General features: G+C 69.8%; 19 protein-coding genes. 3 read left to right on the top strand and 16 right to left on the bottom strand.

Annotated features, from left to right (window positions below):
• Position 1: 1 nt before the first annotated feature.
• The 4 genes from BFV98_RS30135 to BFV98_RS30115 form a co-directional block, all read right to left on the bottom strand.
• Positions 2-934, bottom strand: coding sequence for a complex I subunit 1 family protein (locus tag BFV98_RS30135; RefSeq protein ID WP_013476061.1), 933 nt, complete (start codon positions 932-934; stop codon positions 2-4).
• Entirely contained in the window at positions 927-2,525 is a 1,599-nt protein-coding gene (locus tag BFV98_RS33135) for a hypothetical protein (RefSeq protein ID WP_013476060.1), read from the bottom strand. The genes BFV98_RS30135 and BFV98_RS33135 overlap by 8 nt, the downstream gene beginning before the upstream one ends.
• On the bottom strand, positions 2,516-2,839 hold the full coding sequence (locus tag BFV98_RS30120) for an NADH-quinone oxidoreductase subunit A (protein ID WP_176739798.1): 324 nt from the start codon (positions 2,837-2,839) through the stop codon (positions 2,516-2,518). The genes BFV98_RS33135 and BFV98_RS30120 overlap by 10 nt, the downstream gene beginning before the upstream one ends.
• 325 nt (positions 2,840-3,164) lie before the next feature.
• Positions 3,165-4,337: a glycoside hydrolase family 3 N-terminal domain-containing protein gene (locus BFV98_RS30115; protein ID WP_225319486.1), complete on the bottom strand. Its 1,173-nt coding sequence runs from the start codon at positions 4,335-4,337 to the stop codon at positions 3,165-3,167.
• A 171-nt stretch (positions 4,338-4,508) separates the two neighbouring features.
• Between BFV98_RS30115 and BFV98_RS30110 the strand changes: the two genes are divergently transcribed.
• Positions 4,509-4,955 (top strand): DUF305 domain-containing protein, encoded by a 447-nt coding sequence (locus BFV98_RS30110; RefSeq protein WP_013476057.1) that lies wholly within the window; start codon positions 4,509-4,511, stop codon positions 4,953-4,955.
• Positions 4,956-5,087: 132 nt separating this feature from the next.
• Here the strand turns inward: BFV98_RS30110 and BFV98_RS30105 are convergent, their stop codons facing one another.
• Complete coding sequence (locus tag BFV98_RS30105) at positions 5,088-7,145, bottom strand: heavy metal translocating P-type ATPase (RefSeq protein ID WP_013476056.1); 2,058 nt, start codon at positions 7,143-7,145, stop codon at positions 5,088-5,090.
• A 351-nt stretch (positions 7,146-7,496) separates the two neighbouring features.
• On the opposite strand from BFV98_RS30105, the gene BFV98_RS30100 reads away from it, so the two are divergent.
• The gene (locus tag BFV98_RS30100; protein WP_052166169.1) at positions 7,497-10,364 is read left to right on the top strand and encodes a glycosyl hydrolase family 65 protein; all 2,868 of its coding nucleotides are present in this window, start codon (positions 7,497-7,499) and stop codon (positions 10,362-10,364) included.
• Positions 10,365-10,437: 73 nt separating this feature from the next.
• On the opposite strand, the gene BFV98_RS30095 is transcribed toward BFV98_RS30100, so the two are convergent.
• From BFV98_RS30095 to BFV98_RS30070, 6 genes are all read right to left on the bottom strand, one after another.
• Positions 10,438-11,061, bottom strand: a complete 624-nt coding sequence (locus tag BFV98_RS30095) for a class I SAM-dependent methyltransferase (RefSeq protein WP_030271507.1) — start codon at positions 11,059-11,061, stop codon at positions 10,438-10,440.
• Between the two features lie 115 nt (positions 11,062-11,176).
• Positions 11,177-12,115: a F510_1955 family glycosylhydrolase gene (locus BFV98_RS30090; protein ID WP_030271505.1), complete on the bottom strand. Its 939-nt coding sequence runs from the start codon at positions 12,113-12,115 to the stop codon at positions 11,177-11,179.
• 266 nt (positions 12,116-12,381) lie between these two features.
• Positions 12,382-13,494 (bottom strand): cell wall metabolism sensor histidine kinase WalK, encoded by a 1,113-nt coding sequence (locus BFV98_RS30085; RefSeq protein WP_036310736.1) that lies wholly within the window; start codon positions 13,492-13,494, stop codon positions 12,382-12,384.
• Positions 13,494-14,219, bottom strand: coding sequence for a response regulator transcription factor (locus BFV98_RS30080; protein WP_047890774.1), 726 nt, complete (start codon positions 14,217-14,219; stop codon positions 13,494-13,496). Before BFV98_RS30080 ends, BFV98_RS30085 begins: the two co-directional genes overlap by 1 nt.
• Before the next feature lie 5 nt (positions 14,220-14,224).
• Positions 14,225-14,881 carry a hypothetical protein gene (locus tag BFV98_RS30075; protein ID WP_198039661.1) on the bottom strand — a complete coding sequence of 219 codons (657 nt, stop codon included), beginning with the start codon at positions 14,879-14,881 and terminating at the stop codon, positions 14,225-14,227.
• Between the two features lie 5 nt (positions 14,882-14,886).
• Complete coding sequence (locus BFV98_RS30070) at positions 14,887-15,135, bottom strand: SHOCT domain-containing protein (RefSeq protein ID WP_030271497.1); 249 nt, start codon at positions 15,133-15,135, stop codon at positions 14,887-14,889.
• Between the two features lie 435 nt (positions 15,136-15,570).
• On the opposite strand from BFV98_RS30070, the gene BFV98_RS30065 reads away from it, so the two are divergent.
• A complete protein-coding gene (locus BFV98_RS30065) occupies positions 15,571-17,058 on the top strand; it encodes a recombinase family protein (protein ID WP_083395384.1) in 1,488 nt (495 codons plus the stop codon).
• Positions 17,059-17,380: 322 nt separating this feature from the next.
• Here BFV98_RS30065 and BFV98_RS30060 read toward each other — a convergent pair whose 3' ends face one another.
• Genes BFV98_RS30060 through BFV98_RS30040 form a run of 5 tightly spaced genes read right to left on the bottom strand, consistent with a single transcriptional unit; the run spans position 17,381 to position 24,195 of the window.
• Positions 17,381-18,688 (bottom strand): hypothetical protein, encoded by a 1,308-nt coding sequence (locus tag BFV98_RS30060; protein WP_235437322.1) that lies wholly within the window; start codon positions 18,686-18,688, stop codon positions 17,381-17,383.
• The gene (locus BFV98_RS30055; RefSeq protein ID WP_071098615.1) at positions 18,685-21,768 is read right to left on the bottom strand and encodes a hypothetical protein; all 3,084 of its coding nucleotides are present in this window, start codon (positions 21,766-21,768) and stop codon (positions 18,685-18,687) included. Before BFV98_RS30055 ends, BFV98_RS30060 begins: the two co-directional genes overlap by 4 nt.
• The gene (locus BFV98_RS30050) at positions 21,765-22,430 is read right to left on the bottom strand and encodes a hypothetical protein (protein WP_047890772.1); all 666 of its coding nucleotides are present in this window, start codon (positions 22,428-22,430) and stop codon (positions 21,765-21,767) included. Before BFV98_RS30050 ends, BFV98_RS30055 begins: the two co-directional genes overlap by 4 nt.
• Positions 22,427-22,975 carry a hypothetical protein gene (locus BFV98_RS30045; RefSeq protein ID WP_047890771.1) on the bottom strand — a complete coding sequence of 183 codons (549 nt, stop codon included), beginning with the start codon at positions 22,973-22,975 and terminating at the stop codon, positions 22,427-22,429. Before BFV98_RS30045 ends, BFV98_RS30050 begins: the two co-directional genes overlap by 4 nt.
• Positions 22,972-24,195, bottom strand: a complete 1,224-nt coding sequence (locus tag BFV98_RS30040) for a hypothetical protein (RefSeq protein WP_047890770.1) — start codon at positions 24,193-24,195, stop codon at positions 22,972-22,974. The genes BFV98_RS30045 and BFV98_RS30040 overlap by 4 nt, the downstream gene beginning before the upstream one ends.
• Positions 24,196-24,463: the final 268 nt, after the last annotated feature.

Here is a 24,463-nt window from a genome sequence, read left to right as displayed (position 1 = left end):
CTCAGCCCCTCCCTACGGCGACGACCGCGACGACCAGGTCCTGCAGCAGCACCGCGGGCAGCAGCACGATCCACCCGACCTCCATGAACACGTCCGGTCGTACCGCGGGCAGGCGGCGGCGCAGCCACACCAATGCGGCCAGCAGGGCAAGGGTCTTGATCAGCACCCAGGCCCAGTCGGGCAGCAGCGGGCCGGCGCCGCCGCCGAGGAACATCGGCACCGCGAACGCGGCCCCGGCGGCGAGCAGCGCGTACCGGCCACCCTGAAACAGCAGCCGGTCGACGCCGGACAGTTCGGCGGTCACACCGCCGGCCACGTCGGCGCCGAGGGCCGGGGAGAAGGGTCCCCAGACGGCGATCGCGAGGACGCCCAGGCAGAAGACGAGGAAGGCCACCGGCATCCAGACGACGAACCAGAGGCCCTGCTGGGCGGCGGCGATCGTCCCGACGTTCAGGCTCGACGCACCTACTGCGGGTGCCACGAGCGCGAACATCAGCGGCAGTTCGTAGGCCAGGCCGTGGGCGAGGAACCGGTAACCGCCGATCAGGGAGTGGGCCGAGTTGGCACCCCAGCCGGTCAGCCACACGAACGCCCACGCCAGAACGTCCATGGCGTTGAACCAGATCACCCCCACATCGAGGTTGAACAGCGTCCACCGCCCCAGCGGCACCACCGTGATGATCATCAACGCCATGAACAGCAGTCCCGCCCCGCCGATACGCCACAGCAGGCTGTCCCCCGCTACCGTGGTCCGCCGCCGCTGGCGCATCAGCCGGGCCACCTCACCGAACGGCTGACTCAGCCCTGAGGAGCTTGCGCCGGATGCCCATGAGGCCAGGAACCCGTCAAAGGCGGCGGCCGCGGCCGCCAACAGTCCGAGCAGTGCTGCGGCGGCCAGCGCCCAGCCGGCGGGGAGCACGGTGACGTCAGGCATGACTCACCTCGCGGTCCGTGACGAGGGGGTCGAGGTCGAGGCTGGCGACGATGAGGCGGGCGGTGGCGAGGTCCCACCCGCGTACGAGATCAGGGATCGCGTCGACGGGTACGCCGAGCGACGAGCCAGCGGGCCGCTGGCCGCCGATACTGTTCGCCGCGTGATTGAGCATGGCCAGCAGCCGGTCACGCACGTCGCCTGCCATGGTGGCCGGCAGACCCCGGCGGGCGAGGTCGTCCGCATCCAGTGGCCCGATGCGGTGCAGTGAGCGCCGCAGCCACCACGACCGGCCGACCACGCGGCGCAGCCGTTCGAGTTCCCCTGCTGGCCCGTCACGGTCATCGGTGAACAGCAGGGCGTCACGGATACGCCGAGCGCGGGAGGCGGCATCACCCCAGCCGGCGAGGCCCAGGAGGCTGGCGGCGTTGTCGCAGCGTCTGGCGGCGAACCGGCGCAGGTCCTCCGGCGCGTACCGGCGCTCCGGCTCGGCGGCGGGATCGGTCGCGGTGACGAGGCTGGTCTCCGCATCGACGATGACATCACCCTGAAGGGTGCACCGCAGGACGAGGCCCGCCGGCCAGTACGCCAGGACCGGGCCAAGTCGCAGGTGCAGGAAGTCCATCTCCAAGCCGTCGCGGTCCTCACCGCCGGAGGCGAGCGGGATACCGCCGGGGGCCATGTCCATACCCCCGTGCTCCATGCCGCCGTGGGCCATGCCGCCATGCTCCATTCCGCCGTGGCCCTCGTGCGTCATTGCGCCGTGGGAAGACTGCCCCATCCCCTTGTGATGGACGTCTTCAGAATCGGCGTGGGCGGCGTGCCCGGCATGGCTCATGTCGCCGTGGCCCTCAGAGGGCAGGTCCTCGTGCCCGGGGTGCGCCGCACCACCACCATGACCCGCCTGCCCACGGGCCGCCTTCTGGTCGTGGTCGCCATGCTCGGTGTGGCCGTGATCGCCATGCCCCTGGCCGCCGTCGTCGTCGGCGTGCTCACCGCCGCCGCGTGGCGGTTCCTCGTGGCCGACGTGGCCGTGCCCCTCATGCGCCGGCGCTGCGCGGTGTGGACGTTCCTGGCTTCCCGCGGAGTCGGCGCCGTTGCCGTGGTCGGCGTGCGGCTCATGGGCCGCCTCGTCCTGCTGTCCGCCGCCATGGCGGCGCTCCGGGGTGTGGTCGGCGTGCTCCTGTGGCGCGTGCCGTTCGTGGGGCAGCTGGTCGCCGGTGTGGGCATGGCCGATCGCGGTGTGGCCGGATGACCGGTCCTGGCTGTCGGTCCGCTGCCGGTTGAGGTCGAGCAGATCTTCCTGCGCTAGGACGAGGGCGGGCGGGACGGCATGCGGGGATTCGACATCGATGCGAGCCCGCGGGCCGGGCATCTGCTCCCACAGCCGGTGCAGCGGCTCCGCCAGCTGCGAGGGCGGTGGGCCGCAGACGGCCAGGATGTCGGCCTCTGCCGGGGACAAAGCCAGCCGCCAGCCGCGCGCCAGGACGTGGCGCTCGACCGCGGCCCGGGTCACCCAGTGCCCCGGCGCCTCTGCTACAAGCACGTGCGCGTGCCGGACGGCGAGCCGACTCACCGCGTCGCTCAGACCCATCGCAGCGCGCCTTCCCGCCAGGCCCACAGCACCGCAAGGAAGACTCCCCCGAGGAAGACGAACATCTCGACGATCGCTGTGGCCCCGAGCCGGGCGACGACCACCGACCACGGGTACATGAACAGCATCTCCACGTCGAACGCGAGAAAGAGCAGCGTGGCCAGGTACCACCGAACGTGGTAGCGCGACAACGCGTGCTCCTCAGGCTGCCACCCGGACTGGAAGGGCACGCTCCCCAGCGGTGAGGCAGCGATCGCCAAAGCCCGGTGGGCCAGGTACAGACCGCCGACAATGAGCGCGGCCACCAAGGCCATGCTCGCTGCCCCTGCGTACATTCCGCTTCCCTCCGCGCTGCTGACTCCCAAGCTGCTCACCGAGCGCTCGGCCATCCGGGGCCCCGCCGGCCGGTGCTGTCTCCCTTCGCCGCTCGCCGTCAGGCACTGTGCGAGATCTTGGGCCGAAATCAGAGGGTGCCCTGCCTTACCGGACCCTCACCCGGCACGTGACAAGCCCATCGTCGGGTCCGGCGTCTGCCGATCCAGCCGTCTCCTCACCCACTTCTACTATCATGAGGTAGTAGCCGACGCATGTTGTGCCGCGAGCACGCACACGGGTTGGAGCGTGCCCGGAGCACCTCGGTCAGCGTTTCGGGCGGAGGGAATCCACTCGCGCGACGGACTGGTCGATGCGGTCCTCGGTGATGCGCCCGGCCCGGACGAGATTGGTGATCGTGTCGACTGTTTCCTCGACGACTCTCTCGTTGTGTACCTGCTGGTTGGCGAAGACGAGCAGGTCGAGGCCGGCCTGCAACGCCAGGGCGACCGCCTCGGCGGCACCGTACCGGTCGGTGATGGCGACCGCCTGCATGTCGTCGCTGACCACCGGCCCGCGCCAGCCGAGCCGGCCGCGCAGCAGATCGGTCACGGTCGCGGCTGACAGCGACGCCGGGTACGCCGGGTCGAGCTGCTTGTTCAGCACGTGGGCGGCCATGACGGAGTCGGCGAGGCCGGCCTGGATCAGCCGTTGGAACGGTTCGAGTTCCTTTACCTGCCAGGTGTCGCTGACGTCGACGACCTCGAAATCGGTGTTTCCGGCGGCGCTACCCGATCCGGGAAAATGCTTCAGGCAGGTTTTCACACCAGCCGCCCGGTGCGCCTGGATCTCCTCCGTGGCGTTGCTGACGACCACGTCCGGGTCGGCCGAGAAGCTGCGACCCAGCTTGCCGATAGCCCTGCTGTCGGGGTTGATGTTCAGGTCGACGACCGGGGCGTAGTTCAGGTTGACCCCGATCCGCGTCAGCCCCGCCACCAGTCCTCGCGCCCAGTCGCCGGTCGCCGACGTGGAGTTCTCCGCGCCGATCTCGGCCTCCGACCTGGTCGCCGGGAAGCCGTTGCTCGGGTTGAGGCGGGCGGTACGGCCACCTTCCTGGTCGATGGAGACGATGAGCCGGCCGGGCGAGGCGCTTTTCAGGGTATTCACCAGGCCCGTAACCTGCTCGGGCGAGCGGATGTTACGCACCGACTTGCTCTCCAGGTCCTGGTCGAAGAGGATCACACCGCCCAGACCGTCCCGCACCGCCTTGATGATCCAGTTCGGGGCTTGGGCGCCGCGAAAGCCGACCACGAGCAGGCTGGCGATCTTTCGCCGCAGCGCCGCCCCGGCTCCGCGCGATGCGCCGGTCGGCCGTGGGCTGCTCGTTGGCCGGGGCGTCGAGGATGTGGCGCGGTGCGACTCGCAGCCGGCAACGGCTGCCACTGCAGCTGAGCCGAGTCCGGCGAGCAGCAGCCGGCGGGGCAGGTGAACGCTGTCCACCCCCGCACGTTAGGACCCATGCCCGCCCGATGCGTCCTCACCCAGAAGATGTCATCCGCTGGTGGGACGCCTCGACGAAGCGTGGTGAGAGTTGCGTCGGTTGGATCTGGTCTACCCGGGTACTGAGGGCCCTTGCCCGATGCTCACCACGCTGTCCACTCCGGAGGAGCGATGAAGCAGAACTATGTTCGGTTCGGTGTCGTCCTGGCGGTGAGTCTGGTCGTCATGTTCGTCCTGACCCTGTCGCAGATCCGCCGCTTCGGCGACTTCTACCTCAACCTGAGCAACTTCTACATGTCACTGATCATGGTGTCGATCATGGGCGTGATCATGATGGGCGTCATGAGCAGCATGTTCACCAACAAGCGTCTCAACATCATGCTGTACATCGCGTTCGCTGCTGTCTTCATCGGCGGATTCGCTGCCGTGCGCACCGAGCCGTTCGTGGGTAACGAGGGCTTCTTGAAGTCGATGATCCCGCACCACTCCCGGGCCGTGCTGGTCTGCCAGGAATCAGATATCACCGACCCCGAGATCATCGAGCTCTGCGACCAGATCGTGAAGTCACAGGAGGAAGAGATCACACAGATGAAGAAGATCCTCAAGGACCGCTACTGACTGGGTCGGCACTGAGGACGACCGAGGTCCGGTTGGGCCCTCAACCTCCCCCGGACGCGTCCCTACCGCGCCGTGACGGTCAGCGGGGCGACCGTTGCCAGCGCCAGCGACTGACAGGACTGACATGCGTCTTCAGTGGTCCTGTGGTGTGAGGTGCACCCAGCGCAGCGTCTGGGCGTTGAGGGCGACGACGATGGTCGAGGCGGACATGAGCACGGCGGCGGCGGCCGGGCTGAGTGCCACACCGGCCCAAGCGAAGACGCCCGCGGCGACGGGGATGGCCACCACGTTGTAGCCGGCGGCCCAGACGAGGTTCTGGACCATTTTGCGGTAGGACGCCTTGGACAGGCGGGCGGTGGCGGAGATGCCACGCGGGTCGGAGGAGGCGAGGACGACGCCGACGGATTCGATGGCCACGTCGGTGCCGGCGCCGATGGCCAGTCCGACGTCCGCGCGGGCGAGGGCGGGGGCGTCGTTGACGCCGTCGCCGACCATCGCCACCCGGTGGCCGCGCTGTTGCAGGCCGGCGACGATCTCGTCCTTGTCGGCGGGTAGCACCTCGGCGAAGACCTCGTCCTCGCCGGGACGGAAACCGAGATCGGCGGCGACCGCGTCGGCGACCGGGCGGGCGTCACCGGTGATCATCGCGATCTTCCGAATTCCGAGTTGGCGCAGCTCGGCGATGGCCTGTCGGGCCTCCGGGCGTACCTCGTCCTCGAGCGCCAGCGCGCCGAGCAGCTGGGGCGGGCCGTCGAGGCGGGCCAGGTAGAGCACGGCGGCGCCGCGCGCCGACCACGCCTGCTCGGCCTGGCGCAGTTCGGCAGGGACGTCGGCGTGCAGTTCCCGCAGCAGGGCCGGGCCGCCCACCGCGTATGCCGCCCCGGCCACGGTGGCCTGCACCCCGCGGCCGGGCAGCGACCGGAACTCCGAGCCGCTTGCCGGTCCGACTCGTTGGGCGGCGGCGACGATGGCCCGGGCGAGGGGATGCTCGCTGTCGGCCTCAACTCCGGCGGCCAGGCGCAGCACCTCGTCCTCGTTGGTGCCGTCGGCGGCGGCGACGCCGGTGACGGTGTGCTGGCCTTTGGTCAGGGTGCCGGTCTTGTCGATCAGGACCGCGTCGACGGTGCGCATCCGTTCCAGGGCGAGACGGTCCTTGACCAGGATCCCGGAGTTGGCCGCCACGCTGGTCGACAGGGCGATGACCAGTGGGATCGCCAGGCCGAGGGCGTGTGGGCAGGAGATCACCAGCACGGTGATGGTACGGACGACGGCCTGGTCGACCCGGCCGAGCGCGGACCAGACGATCAGGCTGAGCAGCGCGGTGGCGGTGGCGATGTAGAACAGCCACGCGGCGAACCGGTCGGCCAGCGCCTGCGCCCGCCCACCGGCTGCCTGCGCCTGCGCGACCAGCCGTTGGATGCCGGCCAGGGCGGTGTCCTCCCCCACCGCGTCGACCTGGACGCGGATCGCCGAGTCGGTGGCCACGGTGCCGGCGACCACCCGGTCCCCCACCCGACGTGGGACCGGCCGCGACTCGCCGGTGATCATCGATTCGTCCAGCTCGGCGCCGCCCTCGACGACGTGCCCGTCAGCGGGCACGCGTCCACCGGGGCGGACCAGCGCCCTGTCGCCGACCCGCAACTCGGCCGCCGCCACCCGCTCGACGGCTCCGCCCGGGCCGACCCGCTCGGCCTCATCGGGCAGCAGGGCGGCCAGCGCGGCCAGGGCCCCCCGGGCTTGGCCGATGGCTTTCATCTCCTGCCAGTGGCCGAACAGCATGATCGTGACCAGGGCGGCGAGCTCCCACCAGAAGTCCAGGCGGAACAGGCCGACACTCGTCGCCGCGGAGGCGACGTACGCCACGGTGATGGCCATCCCGATCAGCAGCATCATGCCGGGGGCGCGGTCGCGGACCTCGCGGACCGCGCCGACGAGGAACGGCCAACCGCCGTAGAAGAACACCACCGACCCGAGCACCGGACCAACCCACAAAACACCGGGGAAGTCCAGCGAGTAACCCAGCCAGTCCATGATTAGACGGCTGGTGAGGACGACCGGGATGGTCAGCGCCAGACACACCCAGAACCGGCTGCGGAACATCTCGGGGGTGTGGCCGGCGTGCTTGTCGTGCTGCGGGTGCGTCCCGGCGCCGCCGCAGGCATGGCCGGGCTGCCCGCCGCCGTGGTGCACCTGCCTCGCCTCCCGAAACCTGTCTGCGGCCGCCGGGTGCCACGCTCACCGCCCCGGCACATCAGCGGCTGGGGCGGCGCTGCGCCGACGCCCCAGGTCTTCACCATCGCGGGTGCGACGGCGCGCCGGTGGGATCTCAGCGATTCCGCCGCTGGCTGGCCTGGCCACGGATAGGGTCTCGCTGGAAGGTCTGCGGCTCCTGCCGGGCGGGCCTCCTCACCCGAAGGCTCGTGGAGGCGGGTGGTGACTACTTGCGGCGACAGTGGCATCGACGCGCGAGACAGCTGCGGTGCTGACAGGTTTCGCCTGCCCCTCGAACGTCTCGACGCGGTCCTGTTCGACCTGGCAGCGGTGTCGGAGCACAACCCACCGGCCACCTGGGGGCCGCCGACTGCGGTGATGGTCGCGGAGGCGCAGAGCCTGCTCGGGTCGCTGCGCCGGTCGGGGCTGACGTCCGGAGTCATCGGCCGGCCTGGCAACGGATTCGGCATCGACCAGCTGACCGACCTCGTGCTAGACGGCCAGGAGGTTACGGCGCGGCTGCCGGACCCGGCGGTCCTGCTGCAGGCGGCAAGGCTGCTCGGGGTGCATCCGGCGCGAACCGCGGTGGTGCATTGCGCGCCGGCGGGGGTGCAGGCCGCCTGTCGCGGCGGGTTCGGGCTGGTCGTGGGTATCGCGTACGGCGGGGCCTGGGCAGCGGCCGAACTGCGGGCGCACGGCGCGGAACCGGTGCTGCGCGGTCTGGCGTACGTGACGGTCGACGAACAGGCGATGCGACGCCGATGGTGGCAGCCGGCGTCGACGGCCGGCGCCGAGCACGCCGGCTGGCTTCTCGACTACACCGGCGTCGACCTCGCGACGGAGGGGATCCGCGAGACGCTGTGCACGATCGGCAACGGCTACCTGGCCACCCGCGGCGCGGCACCGGAGGCCGATGCCGGCCGCAGCCACTACCCGGGCACCTACGCCGCTGCGATCTTCAACCGGCTGCGGACGCGACTGCATGAGCACGTCCATGAGGACGAGAGCCTGGTCAACCTGCCGAACTGGCTGACGCTGCGCTGGCGACGGCCCGGAGAGCGGTGGGTGAGACCGGACGCGCGCGGCGTCAGCGAGCACCGGCAGACGCTCGACCTGCGAGCCGGGGTGCTGCACCGCCGCTACCGGCATGTCGACGGTTCGGGCCGAGCCACCACCATGGTGTCGCGCATGCTCGTCTCGATGGCGACGCCGCACCTGTCCGCGTTGGAGACCACGCTGGTGCCGGAGAATTGGTCGGGCACGCTGCAGGTGCGCTCGGGCATCGACGGTCGGGTCGCCAACCGGCAGGTCGCCGAGTACGGGCCGCTGGCCGGCCGGCACCTGCGCCCGGACGGGCAGGGACGAGACGGCGACGACGGACTGTGGCTGCGGGTCAGCACGACCCAGTCCCGGGTCGAGGTCGCGACCGCCGTGCGTACCCGGCTGTTCCAAGCCGGCGTCCGCGTGGACGCACAACGGCGCGTGGACATGCTGCCCGGTCGTCCGCAGGAGACCTGGACGGTCGCGGTGCGCGCGGGCCAGCCGCTGCGCGTGGAGAAGATCGCCGCCCACCACACCTCCCAGGACCGGGCGGTCACGGAACCTGCCGCCGCGTCCCGGGACGCGGCGGCCCGGGCCGGCTCCTTCGCCGAACTGCTCGGTGAGCAGGTCCGCGCGTGGCGGCGGCTGTGGGAACGCAGCCACATCGAGCTGCACACGGACCATCCCTGGCCATCGCTGGAGCTCAACCTGCACACCTTCCACCTGCTGGTCGCCACCTCGCCGAACGTCACCGACCTCGACGCCGGCGTCGGTGCGCGCGGCCTGCACGGCGAGGGGTACCGGGGTCACGTCTTCTGGGACGAGGTTTTCGTCCACCGGGTGCTGGCGCTGCACCTGCCCGAGGCCAGCCGCGCGCTGCTGCTCTACCGGTGGCGTCGCCTCGACGCCGCGCGGCGGGCCGCGGCCGCGATCGGCTGCCGGGGGGCGATGTTCCCGTGGCAGTCCGGCAGCGACGGCCGGGAGGAGACGCCGAGGGAGCTGTTCAACACCCGTACCGGCCGGTGGATGCGGGACCGGTCGGCGCGGCAACGGCACGTCGGCCTGGCGGTCGCGTACTCGGTGTGGCAGTACCACCAGGCCACCGGGGACCTGGACTTCCTGCGTACGCATGGCGGGGAGCTGATCCTGGAGACGGCCCGGTTCTTCGCCGACCTGGCGCGGCGCAACCCGCGCACCGGACGGTACGAGATCACCGGCGTGATGGGCCCGGACGAGTTCCACGACGGCTACCCCGACCGCGAGGCACCCGGCCTGGACAACAACGCCTACACCAACGTGATGACGGTGTGGCTGCTACGCCAGGCCCTCGCGGTGGTCGACCTGCTGGCCTGCCGAGACGGCACGAGCCTGCCCGACCGGCTCGGCATCGACGACGGCGAGCTGGCGCGGTGGGCCGAGATCACCACCAGGATGTACGTGCCGTGGCACGACGACCGGATCATCAGCCAGTTCGACGGCTACGCCGACCTCGCGGAACTCGACCTCGACGCCTACCGCCGCCGGTACGGGAACATCGGCCGGCTCGACCTCATCCTCGCCGCCGAAGGGGACTCCCCCAACCGCTACCGCATCGGCAAGCAGGCGGACGTGCTCATGCTGCTCTACCTGCTCTCCGCCGAGGAACTGCGCGAGCTGCTCGCCGGCCTGGGGTACCACTGGCCACCGGAGGCCCTGCCCCGCACCGCCGGCTTCTACCTGCACCGGGCGAGCCACGGATCGACGTTGAGCAGGGTGGTGCACGCCTGGGTGCAGGCCCGCACCAACCGGACCGCCTCCTTCGGAAACTTCACCGACGCGTTGGCCGCCGACATCCGCGACACCCAGGGCGGCACCACCCGGGAGGGCATCCACCTCGGCGCCATGGCCGGAACCCTCGACCTGGCCGAACGCTGCTACCTGGGAATCGAGACCCGGCAGGACGCCCTCTGGTTCAACCCCCGCCTACCGCACGAGATCACCCGGCTGCACACCCTGATCACCTACCGCGGCCACCAGCTGCACGTCACGGCCACCGGCAGCGCCCTCGCCCTCATCGCCTCACCCTGCAACGCGGCACCGGTCACCGTTCACGTGGCGAGACAGCCGCCGCAGACCATCGGCGGAGGCCAGCAGGTGTCGATCTCCCTGACCGGCTGAGGCCGCCGCTGGCACCCTTGCTGGTCAGGGCGGAACCCCTCGACGGACAAGTTGGGCAGGGCGGGAATCTCCCTCACGTGCCGGCCGGCTTACTGGCTGCGAGGCGTTCGATCACACCAGCGGCGAAGCGCTGATGCTGCTCGATGTGCAGACCGGCCGCGGCCACGTCACGGATGGGACGCCGCCGGAAATGCTCACCGGCCGCCGGAACGCTGACCAGTTCGATGAGGCGTTGAATCGCCCGAACGGGACGATTGGCGCCGACCACATGGTCGGCCAGCAGGAGCAGACCGCCGGGGCGCAGGACCCGGATCATCTCCTCGACCGCGCGGTGGTCGTCCGGGATGGCGCAGAGTGAGAGGGTGCAGACGACGGTGTCGAAGGTGGCATCGGGAAAGTCCAAGTCGTGGGCGGTACCGGGCCGCAGGTCGACCTCCCGGCCCAGTTCGGTGGCCCGCCGGCCCGCAATCTCCAACATCCTCGGGCTCAACTCGACCCCGGTGATCCGTACGCTGTCCGGGTAGTAGGGCAGATTTCGCCCCGTGCCGATGGCGACCTCGAGGGTGGCGCCGGTGGCCTGCCGGCAGATCCACTCCCGGGTGTCGCGCAGGAAGCGGCGTTCGATGAAGGCCATCTGCCGGTCGTAGCCGGCGGCGTGCCGGTCCCAGACGCGGCGCTGCTTCTCGTCGTCACTCATGGTGGCGAAGATAGGTGACCTGCACCAACTCTGCCGGCGTACCGACCTGCCGGCCGTCGCCGGACCCTGAGTGCCAGCGAGCACCCGCTGTGGCCACGGTAGCGGCCCGGCGACCTCACTGCGGCACGTACCGGTCGGTCCAGGTGGCGCCCGCGTCGGTGGTGGCGACGACCCGGTCACCGGCGAGCGCGGCGAAGAGCGTGCCCTTGTCGGTGGCGATGCTGTGCGGCTGCCCCGGCACCGCTCCGCGGCGCTGCCACTGCTGCCCGCCATCGGTCGAGGACCAGATCGCTCCGTCCTGGGCCACCCCCCACACGCCGGTGCGGTCCCAGGCGAGTAGGCCGACAGCGGGAGCGCCCGCGACCGTCTGCCAGCTCCGGCCGCCGTCGGTGGAGCGCTGCAGCCCGTCGCGCCCCACCGCGAGGATGCTCTGCGCATCGGTCGGGCTGACCGCGAACTCCCCCATCGCCACCCGGGACCGCTGCTCCCAGGTCCGCTGGTCGACGCTCACCATGAACGCACCATCCGTGGAGTTGTAGCCGTACACCGAGCCGTGGGCGGCCTGCAGCCCGTGGAAGTCCGCCGCGCCGGAAAGCGACTTCGCCCGCCAGGTCACCCCACCGTCGGTCGACTCGATCAGACCTACGTTGGCCGGGCCGTCCTCGGAGTGGCCGGAGGCCAGGAAATGCCCGGGGCCGACCACGGTGAAGCCCATCAGGTCCAGGGCGTCCTTCGATACCCGCACGGCGGTGTGCGCGTCGTCGACGCGGAACAGCCCGACGTGGGTGGCGACGTACAGGGCCCCGCTGCCCGGGTCGGTCGCAACCCCGTGCACGTGCCCGAACCCGTCGTGCCCGGTACCCGCCGCGCCGTGGTCAGCCGAGGAGCCCTGGTCCCGCAGGACGAACACCACCACGGCGGAGAGGACGGCCAGCGCGGCCAGCGCCGTCACGACGATCTTCCGGGTCGGCCCGGACTGCGGCTCGCCGGCTTGCGCCTTACGCGCGGAGCCGGATCTGCTGCTCGGTCGCGTCGGCTGCGACGTCCTGCTCATCGGCTGCGTCCACCTTCTCATCGTTGATCAACTTGCTGGCCGAGGGCCCCTGTCCTGGCAGGGTTCAGGGTGACCTTCCGCCCCCACCAACAATGACGCGAAGTCGGCGGAAGACCCGTCCGAAGACCATGAAGATTCGCTGAAGAACGGGCCCGGGCTTCAGTAGGGGCGGGGCGTCGGTCGCGTGGGAGACGCACCCGACCGCATCCCCGCGTACGTGTGATCGGGCGCACGTCACATGCTTCCCCCGCCTGCGTGCCGGCAACTCAGCGGGCCGGCATTGCGGGCAGGGTGAGGGTGAAGGTGGCACCGGCTCCGATGCCGGCGCTGGCGGCCGAGAGCCGGCCGCTGTGGGCCTGGGCCAGGGCGCGGGCGATGGTCAGCCCGATGCCGCTACCCCCGGTAGTCCGGCTGCGGGCCGGGTCGGCCCGGTAGAACCGATCGAACACGTGTGGCAGGTGCTCGGCGGCGATGCCCTCGCCGGTGTCGGCGACCGCGATGGCCGCCTCTCTGGCGCTGGAGCTGGTGGTGATCGTGACGCTTCCGCCGGTGGGAGTGTGGCGGAGCGCGTTGCCGAGCAGGTTGTCGAGGATCTCGCGCAGCCGGTCGGGGTCGGCGAGCGCCCGCGCCGGCGCGGGACCGGCCCGGTGTTCGAGGACGACGCCCTTGTCTGCGTAACCGGCGGCTGCGGCGCGAACCGCCTCGTCAACGACCACGTCGACGTCCAGCGGCTCGACCCGCAGGTCGGCCCGGCGTTCCTCCGCCCGCGAGAGGCCGTGGATATCATCGGCCAGGCGGTCCAGCCGCCTGGTCTGATCGCGAAGCGTCCGCCACGTATCCGGGATGGCGGGGATGACACCGTCCTCGATGCCCTCGAGGAAGCTGTCGACGGTGGCGATCGGGGTACGCAGCTCGTGTGCGAGGTCGGCGAGCAGCTCCAGCCGGCGCCGTTCGGTGTTCTGCAGCGTGGCGGCCATCCGGTTGAACGCGTCATCCACCGCGGCGAGCTCCGCTCCCAGCCGGCTCGGCGGCATCCGCGCGTCGTAGTCACCGTCGGCGACGCGGGTCGCGACTCCGGAGAGTTCGGACAGCGGACCGGCCAACCGCCGCGTGATGAACCAGCTCACCGCCAACGACGTCACCAGAGCGGCGCCAACCGCCACACCGAGCGCGACGAGCAGCGTGGCGATCAGGGCGGACTCGAGATCCTGGGTCATGCCGGCGGACATGCCCATCATGCGGTGCAGGTGACTGCGGAACAGGGCCGGCGCGACGGCGAACGCCACCAGCACCAGGGTGACCGCCCCGGCAGCCACGATCAGCGACTGCGCGATGAACAGCCGGGTCGAGAGCCGGTCGGTTCGCAGTCCGGGCCGCATCAGCCCGGACCCATCCGGTAGCCGACGCCACGGACGGTGCGGACGTAGCGCGGCTGGGTGGCGTCGTCGTCGAGCTTGCGACGCAGGTTACCGACGTGCACGTCGATGACGTGCTCGTCGCCGTACCAGTCGCCGCCCCAGACATGGTCCAGCAACTGCCGCCGGCTGAACGCCACCCGGGGCTGCGCGCTGAGCGCGTCGAGCAGGTCGAATTCGGTGCGCGTCAGCTCAACATCCTGGCCGCGCACGCGGACCTCCCGCCCGGCCACGTCGATCTCCAGGTCGCCGAATCGGCGGACCTGGGTCTCCGGTACGGCCGAAGGCGTACGCGGGCGGCGAAGCATGGCGCGCACCCGGGCGACCAGCTCCCGGGGTGAGAATGGCTTCGTCAGGTAGTCATCGGCCCCGACCGACAACCCCACCAACTTGTCCACCTCGTCGCTCTTGGCGGTGAGCATGATGATGTACGCGTCGCTGAACGCCCGGACACGCCGGCACACCTCGACGCCGTCGATACCGGGCAGCATCAGGTCCAGCACGATCACGTCCGGCTCGGTGTCGCGGGCCGACTCCACGGCGGCGTTGCCGTCTGCGGCGGTGACCACGTCGAAGCCCTCCCGGGTCAGGTAGCCGGAGACGACCTGCACCAGGGGTGGCTCGTCGTCGACCACCAGCGCGCGGAACCGGGCGCCCCCGGCGCCCGGCTCCACCCCGTCAACCCGCATGGCACCTATTCCTCGCTCATGGTGACGAACGTCCCGTGCCACGTGTGATCCCACACCGCGCCGGTGTACGCGTTCACCGACATCATCCCGACCGGCCTTCCGTCCCGCAGCGTGTGCAGGGTGTAGTACCCGGGGAACTCATCGGCCTCGCCGGCAACCAGTCCCCTCCCCTGCCGGTCGAGCCAGCGCTGGGCGATGGTGGTGGCTTCGGCCGCCGACACCCGCGCCGCCCCGGTCGTCGCGCGGGCGTGCATCCCGTAGCCGGTGTTCCACATCATCGCCGGACCGTACTCGACGCTGACCCCACCACTGCCCGGATCGATCAGCACCTCCGTGGCACCGCGCCCCGCTGCTGTGGTCAGTTCCGCGTAGTAGCCGTTGGCGAACTGCATCGTCTCACCGACGCGCAGACCGAGCCGGTCGGCGAACGCGGCCCCGCGTTGACGGGCCTGGTCCAGCGACTCCACCCGCTGCCCGTCACCGGCCAGGCCGTAGGAACCGCCCATCATGCTTGCGCCGCTCATCATGCCGGGGCCGGAGTGGCCGCCCATCATGTTCCAGTTCGGGGGTGATGGATCGGCCGCCGCCCAGGCTGCCCCGGTGGTCACCGCTGTCACCGCCGCGACGATCGCCGCGGCCAGCGCCGCCCGCTTGTGCCTCATCGTCCTCACCTCCGGGCCGAACGGGCCGCCGCCAGGTCCTCGCGTGCCCGCCGGTACTGCTCGACGTCGATCTCGCCGAGGGCGAACCGACGGTCGAGGATCTCCTCCGGCCGCTCCGGCCGGCCACCCTGCTCCGAGCGGCCCCGGGGCAGCAGAACGCCGACGCCCCAGACGATCAGCCCGACAACCACGATCCAGAACAGGGCCATGAAGATCCAACCGCCCATCCCCATACCCCAGCCGTAGCCCATCATCGCCGTCTCCCTACCTCGCTTCCGTGCCTTACGCCATTCATGCTCCGACCGGCGTCTCAACGACCGATGCGGCGTACCGTCAAGATTTCGTCAAGGCCTCCGCTCACCGTGCGGTGACACCGCATAGGCACACATTCATGGGCTACGCACGCAAGGCCGATGGCGGTGTCGATCGGCTTGCCTCCCCGAGAGGTCGGCGAAGACCGCGTCCTCCCCTGGACAAGACCAAGATCGACCGTGACCGGGCATGTGCCACGGGTGATCATAAGGATCTTCAACCACTACGAGATCGACAGAACGCGCCCCACTCGACCGGCGGTTGCCCTACCAGTCGAGCCAACAGGTCTGTGTGCGGGGCCGAGTCCAGCCAACCCCTGCGTCGTTGTCCACCAATATCGAGATGAGTAACTGCAAACCTCAGTGTGGGAGGTCCTGGTGCAGGACTCGGCGAAGCTCGACGCCCCCGACCTGCTCGGCTGGTGGATACGGCAGCCGAACCGGCGACGCCGCCCACGGAAGCGGCGCCCGATAACACCACATCCCCTGGGCATCCGCTTCGCGTTCTACGGCCGGATGTCGACCCGGGAATTCCAGGACCAGCTGTCGTCGGCGCGCTGGCAGCGCGACTTCGCCGAAGACGTGATCGACGGCCGAGGCGTCATCGTGGCCGAATTCTTCGACGTAGGCCATTCCCGGCAGTTGCCCTGGCCGCGCCGCCCGCAAGCCGCGCGACTGCTGGCAGCCCTCGCCGACCCCGACCGCGGATTCGACGCGGTGGTAATAGGAGAGTTCGAACGAGCCTTCTACGGCAACCAGTTCCGCGACCTCGCGCCGCTGTTCAAACTCTACGGCGTCGAGCTGTGGCTGCCCGAGCTCAACGGCCCGGTCGACGCCAGCAACGACCTTCACCTGTCGCTGCTGGCCCTGCTCGGCGTGCATTCCAAACGAGAGGTCCAACGCTCGCGGTTCCGCGCCAAGGCCGCCATGCGGGCCCAGGTCATCGAGCAAGGCCGCCACCTCGGCGGCCGACCACCGTACGGTTACCGACTGGTCGCGGCAGGACCGCACCCGAACCGGGCCCACGCCAAGTGGGGACGCGTGGCCCACCGGCTGGAACCCGACCCTGCCACCGCTCCGCATGTCCAGTGGATGTTCGCCCAGCGCCTCACCGGGCGCAGCGTCGCCGGAATCGCCCGCGACCTCAACGACCGGCACGTGCCCTGCCCGTCCAGCGTCGACCCCGGCCGAAACCGGCACCGCAGCGGCGCCGGATGGACGCTACGCACGGTGGCATCGATCCTGGCCAACCCTCGCTACACCGGCCGGCAGGTCTGGAACCGGCAGCACACCGACCGCGGCCCCCTCGACGCCGCCGATGACCTGCTCGGTCAATCGGAGGTACGCCGCTGGAACCTGATGCAACAGTGGGTCATCTCCCGGGACCTTGCGCATCCGCCGCTGGTCAGCGAACACGATTTCGTCGCCGCACAGCAGACCAACGCCCTGCCGGCACCCGCCGACGGGTCGAGCGGACGCTACCTACTCACCGGACTGATCCGCTGCCAGGAGTGCGGCCGGATCCTCGACTCGCACTGGGTCAACAGCCACGCCGCCTACCGGTGCCGTCACGGTTTCCGCAGCGCGGTCCCGGCCGGCACCACCCGGCCACGCATTGTCTACATCCACGAAGCCAAGGCCATCCGGCAGCTCGCCGAACACCTCGGCATGCCGCACACCGACCCCCACGCAGTGGTTGACGCCCTACTTGAACACGATGCCCTGGTCAGCTGCGCCATCGGCGGCGCGCTGGGCATCCATTCGATCCCAACCCCCACGCCGACTTATCGACCGCAAGCGATACCGCATCAGCGCCGAACAGCGGAAACCCCACCGAACGCCATCGCTGACACCCGTGGGGGTTAACGTGTCCGAGATTCAGACACGTCTACGTAGCACCCATATTCGAAATGGGTGTTCATGCGCCAACAGTAGCGAACTACGTTGCGTAACACTAGACCACAAGCATGGATCGCCGGGGGAAGTCCCTCTAATTTGCTGTCCCCACGCTACGGCACGATGCGGAGCCTTTGGTCAGGTCACCTTGCCCTGCGTTCCACCGACGCCAGCCATGGCGGCTGTAGCCATCTGCGGCAGGATGTTGTGGGTGTGGAGCGAGTGGGCGAGTGGCTTCGTGCCGTCGTCGATCGATTCGCATCGAGTGACTGCACTGCGGGCTGCGCCGCCGTCAGTTTCGTCGAATCCGATCCAGTGCTTCGGTCAGCGCTGCTTTCACGGTCGCCTCCTGTTCGATGGCGTAGCCACGATCCAGGCAGTTGCGGGCAAAGGCTCCGATCTGATCGTTCCGGGTCGCGAACGGTTCCAGATGTGCCCGGCTGTGAGCGGAGAAAGCCCGGCCGGGTTGGTGCCGTGCAGCGCCGACGTCGATGACGTGGACTGTCAACTCTGCGGCGAGGTGGTCGTGGATTCTCGCGGCGATACGCACTCCGCCAAGGTCGGCGTCGGTGCAGATCAGTGTTGACGAGGCCTGCACTGCTGCTTCGGCAATCAGGTTGAGGACGGGCTCTGGTGGCTGGCCGTGGCACCAAATGACCGGCACGCCCGCGTCGATATCGCATAGCGTTTCGGCGGCCTGCCGGTTTTCGATGATCAGAAGCGGCCCCGTCCCGCGGCGTATGTCGATGGAGATCGTGTGCTGAGGGCTGAGCCGGATGTCATGCGGGCCAGGCAGCGGGGAAAGATCGATGACGGCATCTGAGACCTGCAGCCGGACCGGGCCGCCGATGCCGATGTATGGGCTGCGGGATAGGCCGAGTGCAGCGAGGGCGTCGGGTTCGAATCCGAGCTCGGTCAGCAGCCGCTGAACGTCATCGCGGGCTTTGGTGCTTCCCGCGTGGGTTTGCACGAAGGCGCGGACGGAGTTGTGGACGACGCCGGCGGTCAGATCGGTTGCGGCGGTGACTGCCCAGCCGAGCCGGTCCGGGTGTTCGGTGGTGTGCAGGGCTTGGGCGACGCCGGGCCATTCATCGCGCAGGTCGGCGGCGAGTTCGGCGGCGCGGGACTGCAGGGTGGACCGCTGGTCGCGGCGGACTGCGCGGCGGTACTTCTCTGCGGCAGAGAGGTCGGGGTGCGGGTACACCCGCTTCGGACTCGGTGCTGGCCGGCTGCCTTTCAGGTCGTAGCCGATGGTGACGCACGCGGCCCGGGCGAGGGCGAACACGATCGTCTCGGCTTGGGCGCCGAACTTGTCGGCGACCTGCCGCCAGGCGTGTTCGCTGCGGGTCATCCACGCCCAGTCGGTGTCGGAAAGCAGGCCGGCGGGCCGGCGCGGCGGCTGACCGGGGTTTTCGGCCCGCAGCCGCACGCTGCGGTAGTACGGGTCGCCGTTCCGGTCGCGTGGATACCGGCCACTGGCTGGTAGCGGCGCGTACACGACCAGTCCGGGATAGTCAGTGATCCAGGTCAGCACGATTTCACGATCCGGTTCTGCGTCCGGGACGGCGTTGTCGGATGCGGAGCCGCCTGGGATCGTCACGCTTGTGTCTCCCCGCGGTAGGAGGTCATCCACATGCTGAGCAGCTCGACGCGGGCTGTTTCGGACTCGCTGCCGACGACGACGGGTGCCTGGTTGTAGGCGTATGCGTCCGAGGTTCGCCGTAGCTTGATGTACAGGCTGGAGGAGCCGACGGCGTACCGTTCCATGTCGTCCTGCAGGGCGCCGACGACGCTGATCGCCCGGTCCCGGCCGATGTTCTCGAACAGGGCGACCGCGTCACGGCGGTGCGCAGAGCCGAGGTTGCGTCCGAGTTCGTCGAGGACGAGCAGCAGCGGCCGGTCCTGCGAGCCGGCAAGCGCGGCCGCGCAGACGAGTTTGACGGCTTTGTCGTCCATCTGGGCGGTGTTGCCGCGCAGCTGGTACGACGACAGTGGTTTCCCTTCGCCGCGTCGCCACCGTGGGGTGCTCGCCCACTGCCAAGGCTTCTGCGGGTCTGCTGGTGGTTCTGGTTCGGGGAAGTCGAGGGCGCCGCCGTACCCGCCATACGCCTGGTCGAGGGCGTCGAACTCGTCAGAAACCTGCTTCAGCTTGGCTTTGATGGCCTTCGCGAGGGTGGCTCGCACTGCGGTCGCCGCGAGTTGGGCCTCCCTCAGGTGGTCTTCGGCGCTCTGCAGCGTCCCGGTGAGTCGTTCCCGTTCGGCGCTGATCTCGTCGAGTTGCTGCCGGTCGATGCTTTCAAGGTCGTCGAGGTGCTGGCCGATGATCCGCAGTACCTGCGGGATGAGCCGGATGTAGGCGCTGAGCCGGCGGTCGCGGCGCTGCTGGTCGACGACTTTCAGCTCCTCCGGCAGCTGCTCGTCCGGGGTGCCCGGCGGGAAACACGCCTGCTGCAGCCGGTCGGTCTGCCCTGCACACAGGTCGTCCCATTCGGCGACACCGCGTTTCTGCTCCGTTTCGGTGAGGGTGAGCAGGTGCTGTTCCGCGGACGCGAAGGTGCCCGCCCACGCTTCCTGCCGACGTGGCAGGTCCAACTCCGCCCGCGCGTCGATTTTCGCCTGCCACTGATCCTGGTTCTGCTGCAGGTCCCGGCTCAACCGTTCCTTCTCCGCTTTCGCGGCGGCGATCCGCTCGTTGCGGCCGCTCTTCTCCGAAAGCGCCGTCAGGTAAGCCTTCTTCGCATGGGCATGTGGGGCAGCGAGTTCGTCCAGCTCCTCATCGATCTTCGCGTTCTTCTTCCGTAACTTCCCGACCTGGGAGTCGATCTCGTCGGCCTCGAGCGCCGCCTTGGCTCCCTCGACCCGCCCATCAGCACGCTTCTTGGCCCGCTGCGCGTCCCGAACGCTGTCGTCCGCCTCACCGTCGTCAGCGGACGCGGCGGTGAGGGCGTCACGGGCAGCCTGAATCCGGCCGGCGCGGCCGGTCATGGCTTCTGCGTACCCAGCAATACCATGCACCCCGGCGGCCGTGTCGATCAGTCCACCGGTGCCGGCACGGTCCCGCAGAGCGGTCAGGAACCGGGCCACGGTCACCACCGCGTTCGCCGCCGCTGGCAGGTCTGGGCCACCCGCGAATCCGTCCGGGTCAGCTTCGACGAGCAGCGAGCCGGGGACGTCGGTGAGCGCCGCCTGGGCGGCAGTCGCATCGGTGACGACGACCGCATGCCGATACGGCAGCAGCCGTGCTTCCCAGACAGGGCGCTGCTCGTCGGTGAGACTGACCACGTCGACAAGCGGGACGGCCTCGGTGAAGCCAGCCGCGCGCAGCGCCTGCACCTGGGCGACCGCGACGTCCTCGCCGCGTTCTGCGGCGGCCAGCGCCTTACGTGCGTCCTTGACGGCTTGTTCGGTGATGCCTTTGCGGCGTTGCGCGCGGTCGACCGCGGCGTTGGCGTCGCGGAGCTCATGCTCGGCCTGGGCGACGGTCCGACCGTCCGCGACGACCGCCTTCTCCCGCAAAGCGCGGCTACGTGTGGTGAGGAGCTCGACCTGGGCGACGTAACCGGTCTGTTCTTTCCGTAGACTGTTCACCTCGGCGTCGATGTCGTTGTACGCCTTCACCCGCTGCCGGTAGCTCTCGTCGAACGCCTTGTCGTCAGTAAGTTGACCGACTTTGACGTCGGCAGCGTCGATGGCTGCTTGGAGCTCTTTGCGTTTGGCTTCGAGCTGAGTGATGTCATGCCGCAGCTCCGCGTCCGTGGCGACACCGTCGACGAGGTAGCGGGCGCACCGCGACCGCCAACTGTCGAGCGCGTCGGCCTTTACCGTACGGGCTGCTTCGCGGGCCCGGATCATGTCTTCGGTGACGGTGACCCGCTCGTCCCACCGCTCGTACTCTTCCTTCGCGGTGTTCGCGGCGAGCGCGGCTTGGTACTGATTCTGCCGGGCCGCCTGTTCGTCGTCGATCTCGCGGGTCAGGCCGGTCAGCGCACCGATCGCATCGAAAATCCGCTCCGGGGTCAGCTCGTTCAGTGGCTGGGCCAGCAGGTTCGCTGTAGGGCTGGCTCGCACCGACGTGGACAGGAACGACACGCATCGCACGGTCTGCCCATACAGGGTGCGGGCGAGTTTGTTCGCCCGGATGTCGGTACGACCGTTGCTGCGCGGTAACTCGTCCCACAAGCCGTCGGCGCTGCCGGCCCGGTCGTTTTCGCTGGCACCGTACGCGACGTGCAGCTGCGGCTTCCATCGCAGTTCGACGTGGGGCGCCTGCCGGTTGATCCGCAGCCACACCGTCAGCACGTCCGCCTCAAGTTCGGCGAGCGCCCGGGCGGTGGGCGGGACGAACACGCCGACGATGTAGCCGTGGTCGGCGTTCGCGTGGACGACTTCCTGCCCGGCGAGTTCGGCGGTGAACAGCAGTTCGGCGGCTGCCTGCGCGCCGGATTGCAGCCGCCACTGCTCGTCGGCGTGCAGCAGGCTGAGGCCGGCGATGAACGACGACTTTCCAGCGCCGTTGGAGTCCGACGGTCCTTGGCCGGCGATGGTGATCAGGCCGCGGGAGGTGATCGGGACCGGGTGGGTCGACAGCCGGGAGATATTGATCATTTGGATGCCGGCGAGGACCCGCGGTCCGACGATGTCGGTGGCGCCGTCGTCGACGGGGTTACCTGCTGCGGTCAACGAATGTTCTCCCTGCTGGCGGTGCGGTTGCGGCGTTCACGGATTGCGGCGGCGAGCGGATGGTTCGGGGCGGCGGCGAGGATCAACTGTTCCTGCAGCCGGGCCCGAGCGGCCGGGGTCAGGCGCAACAGTTGCGGGCCGGGCACGTATCCACCTTCGGCGTCGGCGCGGTCGCGGACCCGGGTGAGCAGCCCGGCGGCGACGAGTTTGCTCGCTGCGGCTTTTGCGGCGACCGCCGGGAGTTTGCTGGCCTTCAGGATGTCGGCCTCGGTGGTCGGGTACGGGCTCGTCCAGGTGTCGGGAGCGAGGCGTTCCTCGCTGCGGGCGATCGCGACCGAGTAGATGAGCACGAGAGCGAGCACGGCTCGCTCGACGGTGGTCAGTGGCTGCCAGCCGGCGGCGGTGAGCTGCGCGGCAACTGTGTCGTCATATCCGGAGGTGAACCGCAGCCCGTCGACCTGGACGAGGACCCGGCCGGTGTGGCGCAGCAGTTGCTCGAGTCGGTCCCGGCTGGTCGGGTCCTGCAACGCGTGCAGTTCCTGCCGGTGGACGGGTTCGCGGCTGTGCTCCAGCAGGGCGTACGCCGCTTCGACGTGTTCGCGCTGCCGGTCGGTCAGGGTCGCAAGGACGGAGTCGAACAGCGGGTTCTGGTTGCGGTTCACGGCGCCTCCCCTCCGCCTGGGTCAGACTTCGGCTGGGGGTCGGGGATCATCCGCCACAGTTCCCGGAGCGTGGACAGCTCCAGCGACCCCCACCCGGTGACGCGAGGCCCCAGCCGGACCCGGTCGGCCGTCTGCAGCACCCACCGGGACGCTTCCAGCCGGCGCAGGCTGGCGGACAGCAGCTTGCGCCGGCTGGCCCGGTCCCGGCCCGGGGTCAGCTGCTGTAGCACCTGGTCGACGTCAGTAAGATCGGCCGGCTGGCCCGGCCACAAGTCGGTGCCCGGGTCCGGCCAGCAGCAGCGCAGGCAGGCGGCGAACACTCGTAGCGTGCCGGCCGAATCCTGTAGCGTCGCCGGTTCCTGTCGGTACTCGGCGAGGACCTCCGGCGCAGCACTTGGCGGCAGGTTCGGCAGGAACCACACTGACTGGGCGTCCGGCTCGACCAGGCGCCGCATCCCTGCTGGGGATGGGCTGCCCGCGGGTGCCTGTTGCGGGCCGCCGGAGCGGATCTTCGCCCACCACAGTGCGGTGTCGTGTTCGTTCACGCCGGCGCCTCCGCCGGTGTCCGGCGCCTGAACCAGCCGTCGGTGATCCAGGTCAGGTCTCCGACCACGTTGATCCGCAGCCCGTCCCCCCAGGTCAGCAGGTAAGGCAGCTCGGGTCGCAAGCCGATCGCGGTCAAGTCCGACAGCACCCGACGGCTGGCCGCCCAATCCCCGGCAGTGTCCAACAGCTCGGCGACGGTGACCTCGTCGCGGCCGGCCAGCAGCTCCTCCGCCCGAGTGGCAAGCAGTTCCGCCTCCATATCGGCACCGACCTGTTCAGGGCCTGGTTCATCGTCAATCCGCGGCCGAGGCGGCGGTGTCCGCCCCGTGTCGGTCCGCAACCCTTCTTCGACCGCGTCGAGCAGGTCGTCAACGGTGAAGTGCGGATTCGGCGCGTCGAACAGCAACCCGTCCAGCGCGGCCGCAAGCTCGTCGCCGGTGGCGTCGCGGGCGAAGCTGCGCCACTTCTCCGCTGGCAACAGCCCCAACGCCCGGGTTCGGCCGGCCCGGTCGATCAGTCGCCGCGCCGCGGCGTTCACCGCGTCCCGATACGCGGCCAACGCCATCCGCAGCTGCGTGCACTCTGGCAACAGCTGCGGCCACTTCTCCGTCGCCAGGTTGTGGAAGACGGTCGCCTTGTCGATGAGTTCGCTGTTGCCGAGCATCGGCTGCGCCGAGCTTCGCAACGATTCGACCGTCCCGGACTTCGCCATCTGCATGATGGGGTTCGCCAGCAGCCGGAACACGTTCGCCAGGTCCTGCAGCTGCGCTTGGGCCTGCTCGAGGGTGGTATCGGCGTCCTCGATCGAGAGGCGGGCGATCGACAGCATCTGGTGCAGCTCGCCGAGGCCGCCGGTCTGCGCCAGCCGGCGCAGGAACAGCAGCATCACGTACGGCGCGAACGCCGCCTGGTAGAACATCTCGTTCGGTCGCTCGTTGACTTTGGTAATCGCACGATAGGAGCGCAGCACCTCGAACCGGCGCCGGACCGCGACGGGCGAGGTGTCTCCGAACGCAGCGATCACCTGCTCCACCGTCAAGCCGGCCGGGCCCGCGGACGCGAATGCGTTCAGGATCAGCTCGTCGACGCGGACGAGCGCCGGGTCGTCGACCATCTGGTTCGCGTCACGGGCCAGAACGGCGAACACCTGCCGGTACAGCGCAAGCACGGCAGAATCAGCAGCGTGCTCCTCAAATGGCAGCTCTGCGATCTCGGTCACCAGTTGGTGCCTCCGTTGCCCCCCTTGGATCGGGTGCCGGGGCGGGCTGAAGTGATCGTCGGCGCCTCCGGGATGCCGGTGGCCTCGGCGGTTAAGGTTCTCGCCGGCCGCGAGCCGCTTGGAGCTGCGTCCTCAGGCCTCGGCTGATCGACGGCATGTGCCCGGGACCGCCGTGGCCGGCGTAGCTGACCGCACGCGGGGGTTACTACCAGTACGCTCCGGGTCAACGGAGGATTGTGCATTGCCATCGACAACACAGTCCTCCCCC

The organism is Micromonospora sp. WMMB235, assembly GCF_001855515.1.
Lineage (GTDB): Bacteria > Actinomycetota > Actinomycetes > Mycobacteriales > Micromonosporaceae > Micromonospora > Micromonospora aurantiaca.
The sequence above is the reverse complement of the archived record's forward strand: the minus strand, read 5'-3'. Positions and strand labels throughout refer to the sequence as shown.

What these genes read in the sequence shown, in the direction of transcription:
- BFV98_RS30135 (WP_013476061.1), bottom strand. Translation starts at nt 934, where the DNA reads ATGCCTGACGTCACCGTGCTCCCCGCCGGCTGGGCGCTGGCCGCCGCA.
- BFV98_RS33135 (WP_013476060.1), bottom strand. Translation starts at nt 2,525, where the DNA reads ATGGGTCTGAGCGACGCGGTGAGTCGGCTCGCCGTCCGGCACGCGCAC.
- BFV98_RS30120 (WP_176739798.1), bottom strand. Translation starts at nt 2,839, where the DNA reads ATGGCCTTGGTGGCCGCGCTCATTGTCGGCGGTCTGTACCTGGCCCAC.
- BFV98_RS30110 (WP_013476057.1), top strand. Translation starts at nt 4,509, where the DNA reads ATGAAGCAGAACTATGTTCGGTTCGGTGTCGTCCTGGCGGTGAGTCTG.
- BFV98_RS30095 (WP_030271507.1), bottom strand. Translation starts at nt 11,061, where the DNA reads ATGAGTGACGACGAGAAGCAGCGCCGCGTCTGGGACCGGCACGCCGCC.
- BFV98_RS30090 (WP_030271505.1), bottom strand. Translation starts at nt 12,115, where the DNA reads ATGAGCAGGACGTCGCAGCCGACGCGACCGAGCAGCAGATCCGGCTCC.
- BFV98_RS30085 (WP_036310736.1), bottom strand. Translation starts at nt 13,494, where the DNA reads ATGCGGCCCGGACTGCGAACCGACCGGCTCTCGACCCGGCTGTTCATC.
- BFV98_RS30080 (WP_047890774.1), bottom strand. Translation starts at nt 14,219, where the DNA reads ATGCGGGTTGACGGGGTGGAGCCGGGCGCCGGGGGCGCCCGGTTCCGC.
- BFV98_RS30075 (WP_198039661.1), bottom strand. Translation starts at nt 14,881, where the DNA reads ATGAGGCACAAGCGGGCGGCGCTGGCCGCGGCGATCGTCGCGGCGGTG.
- BFV98_RS30070 (WP_030271497.1), bottom strand. Translation starts at nt 15,135, where the DNA reads ATGATGGGCTACGGCTGGGGTATGGGGATGGGCGGTTGGATCTTCATG.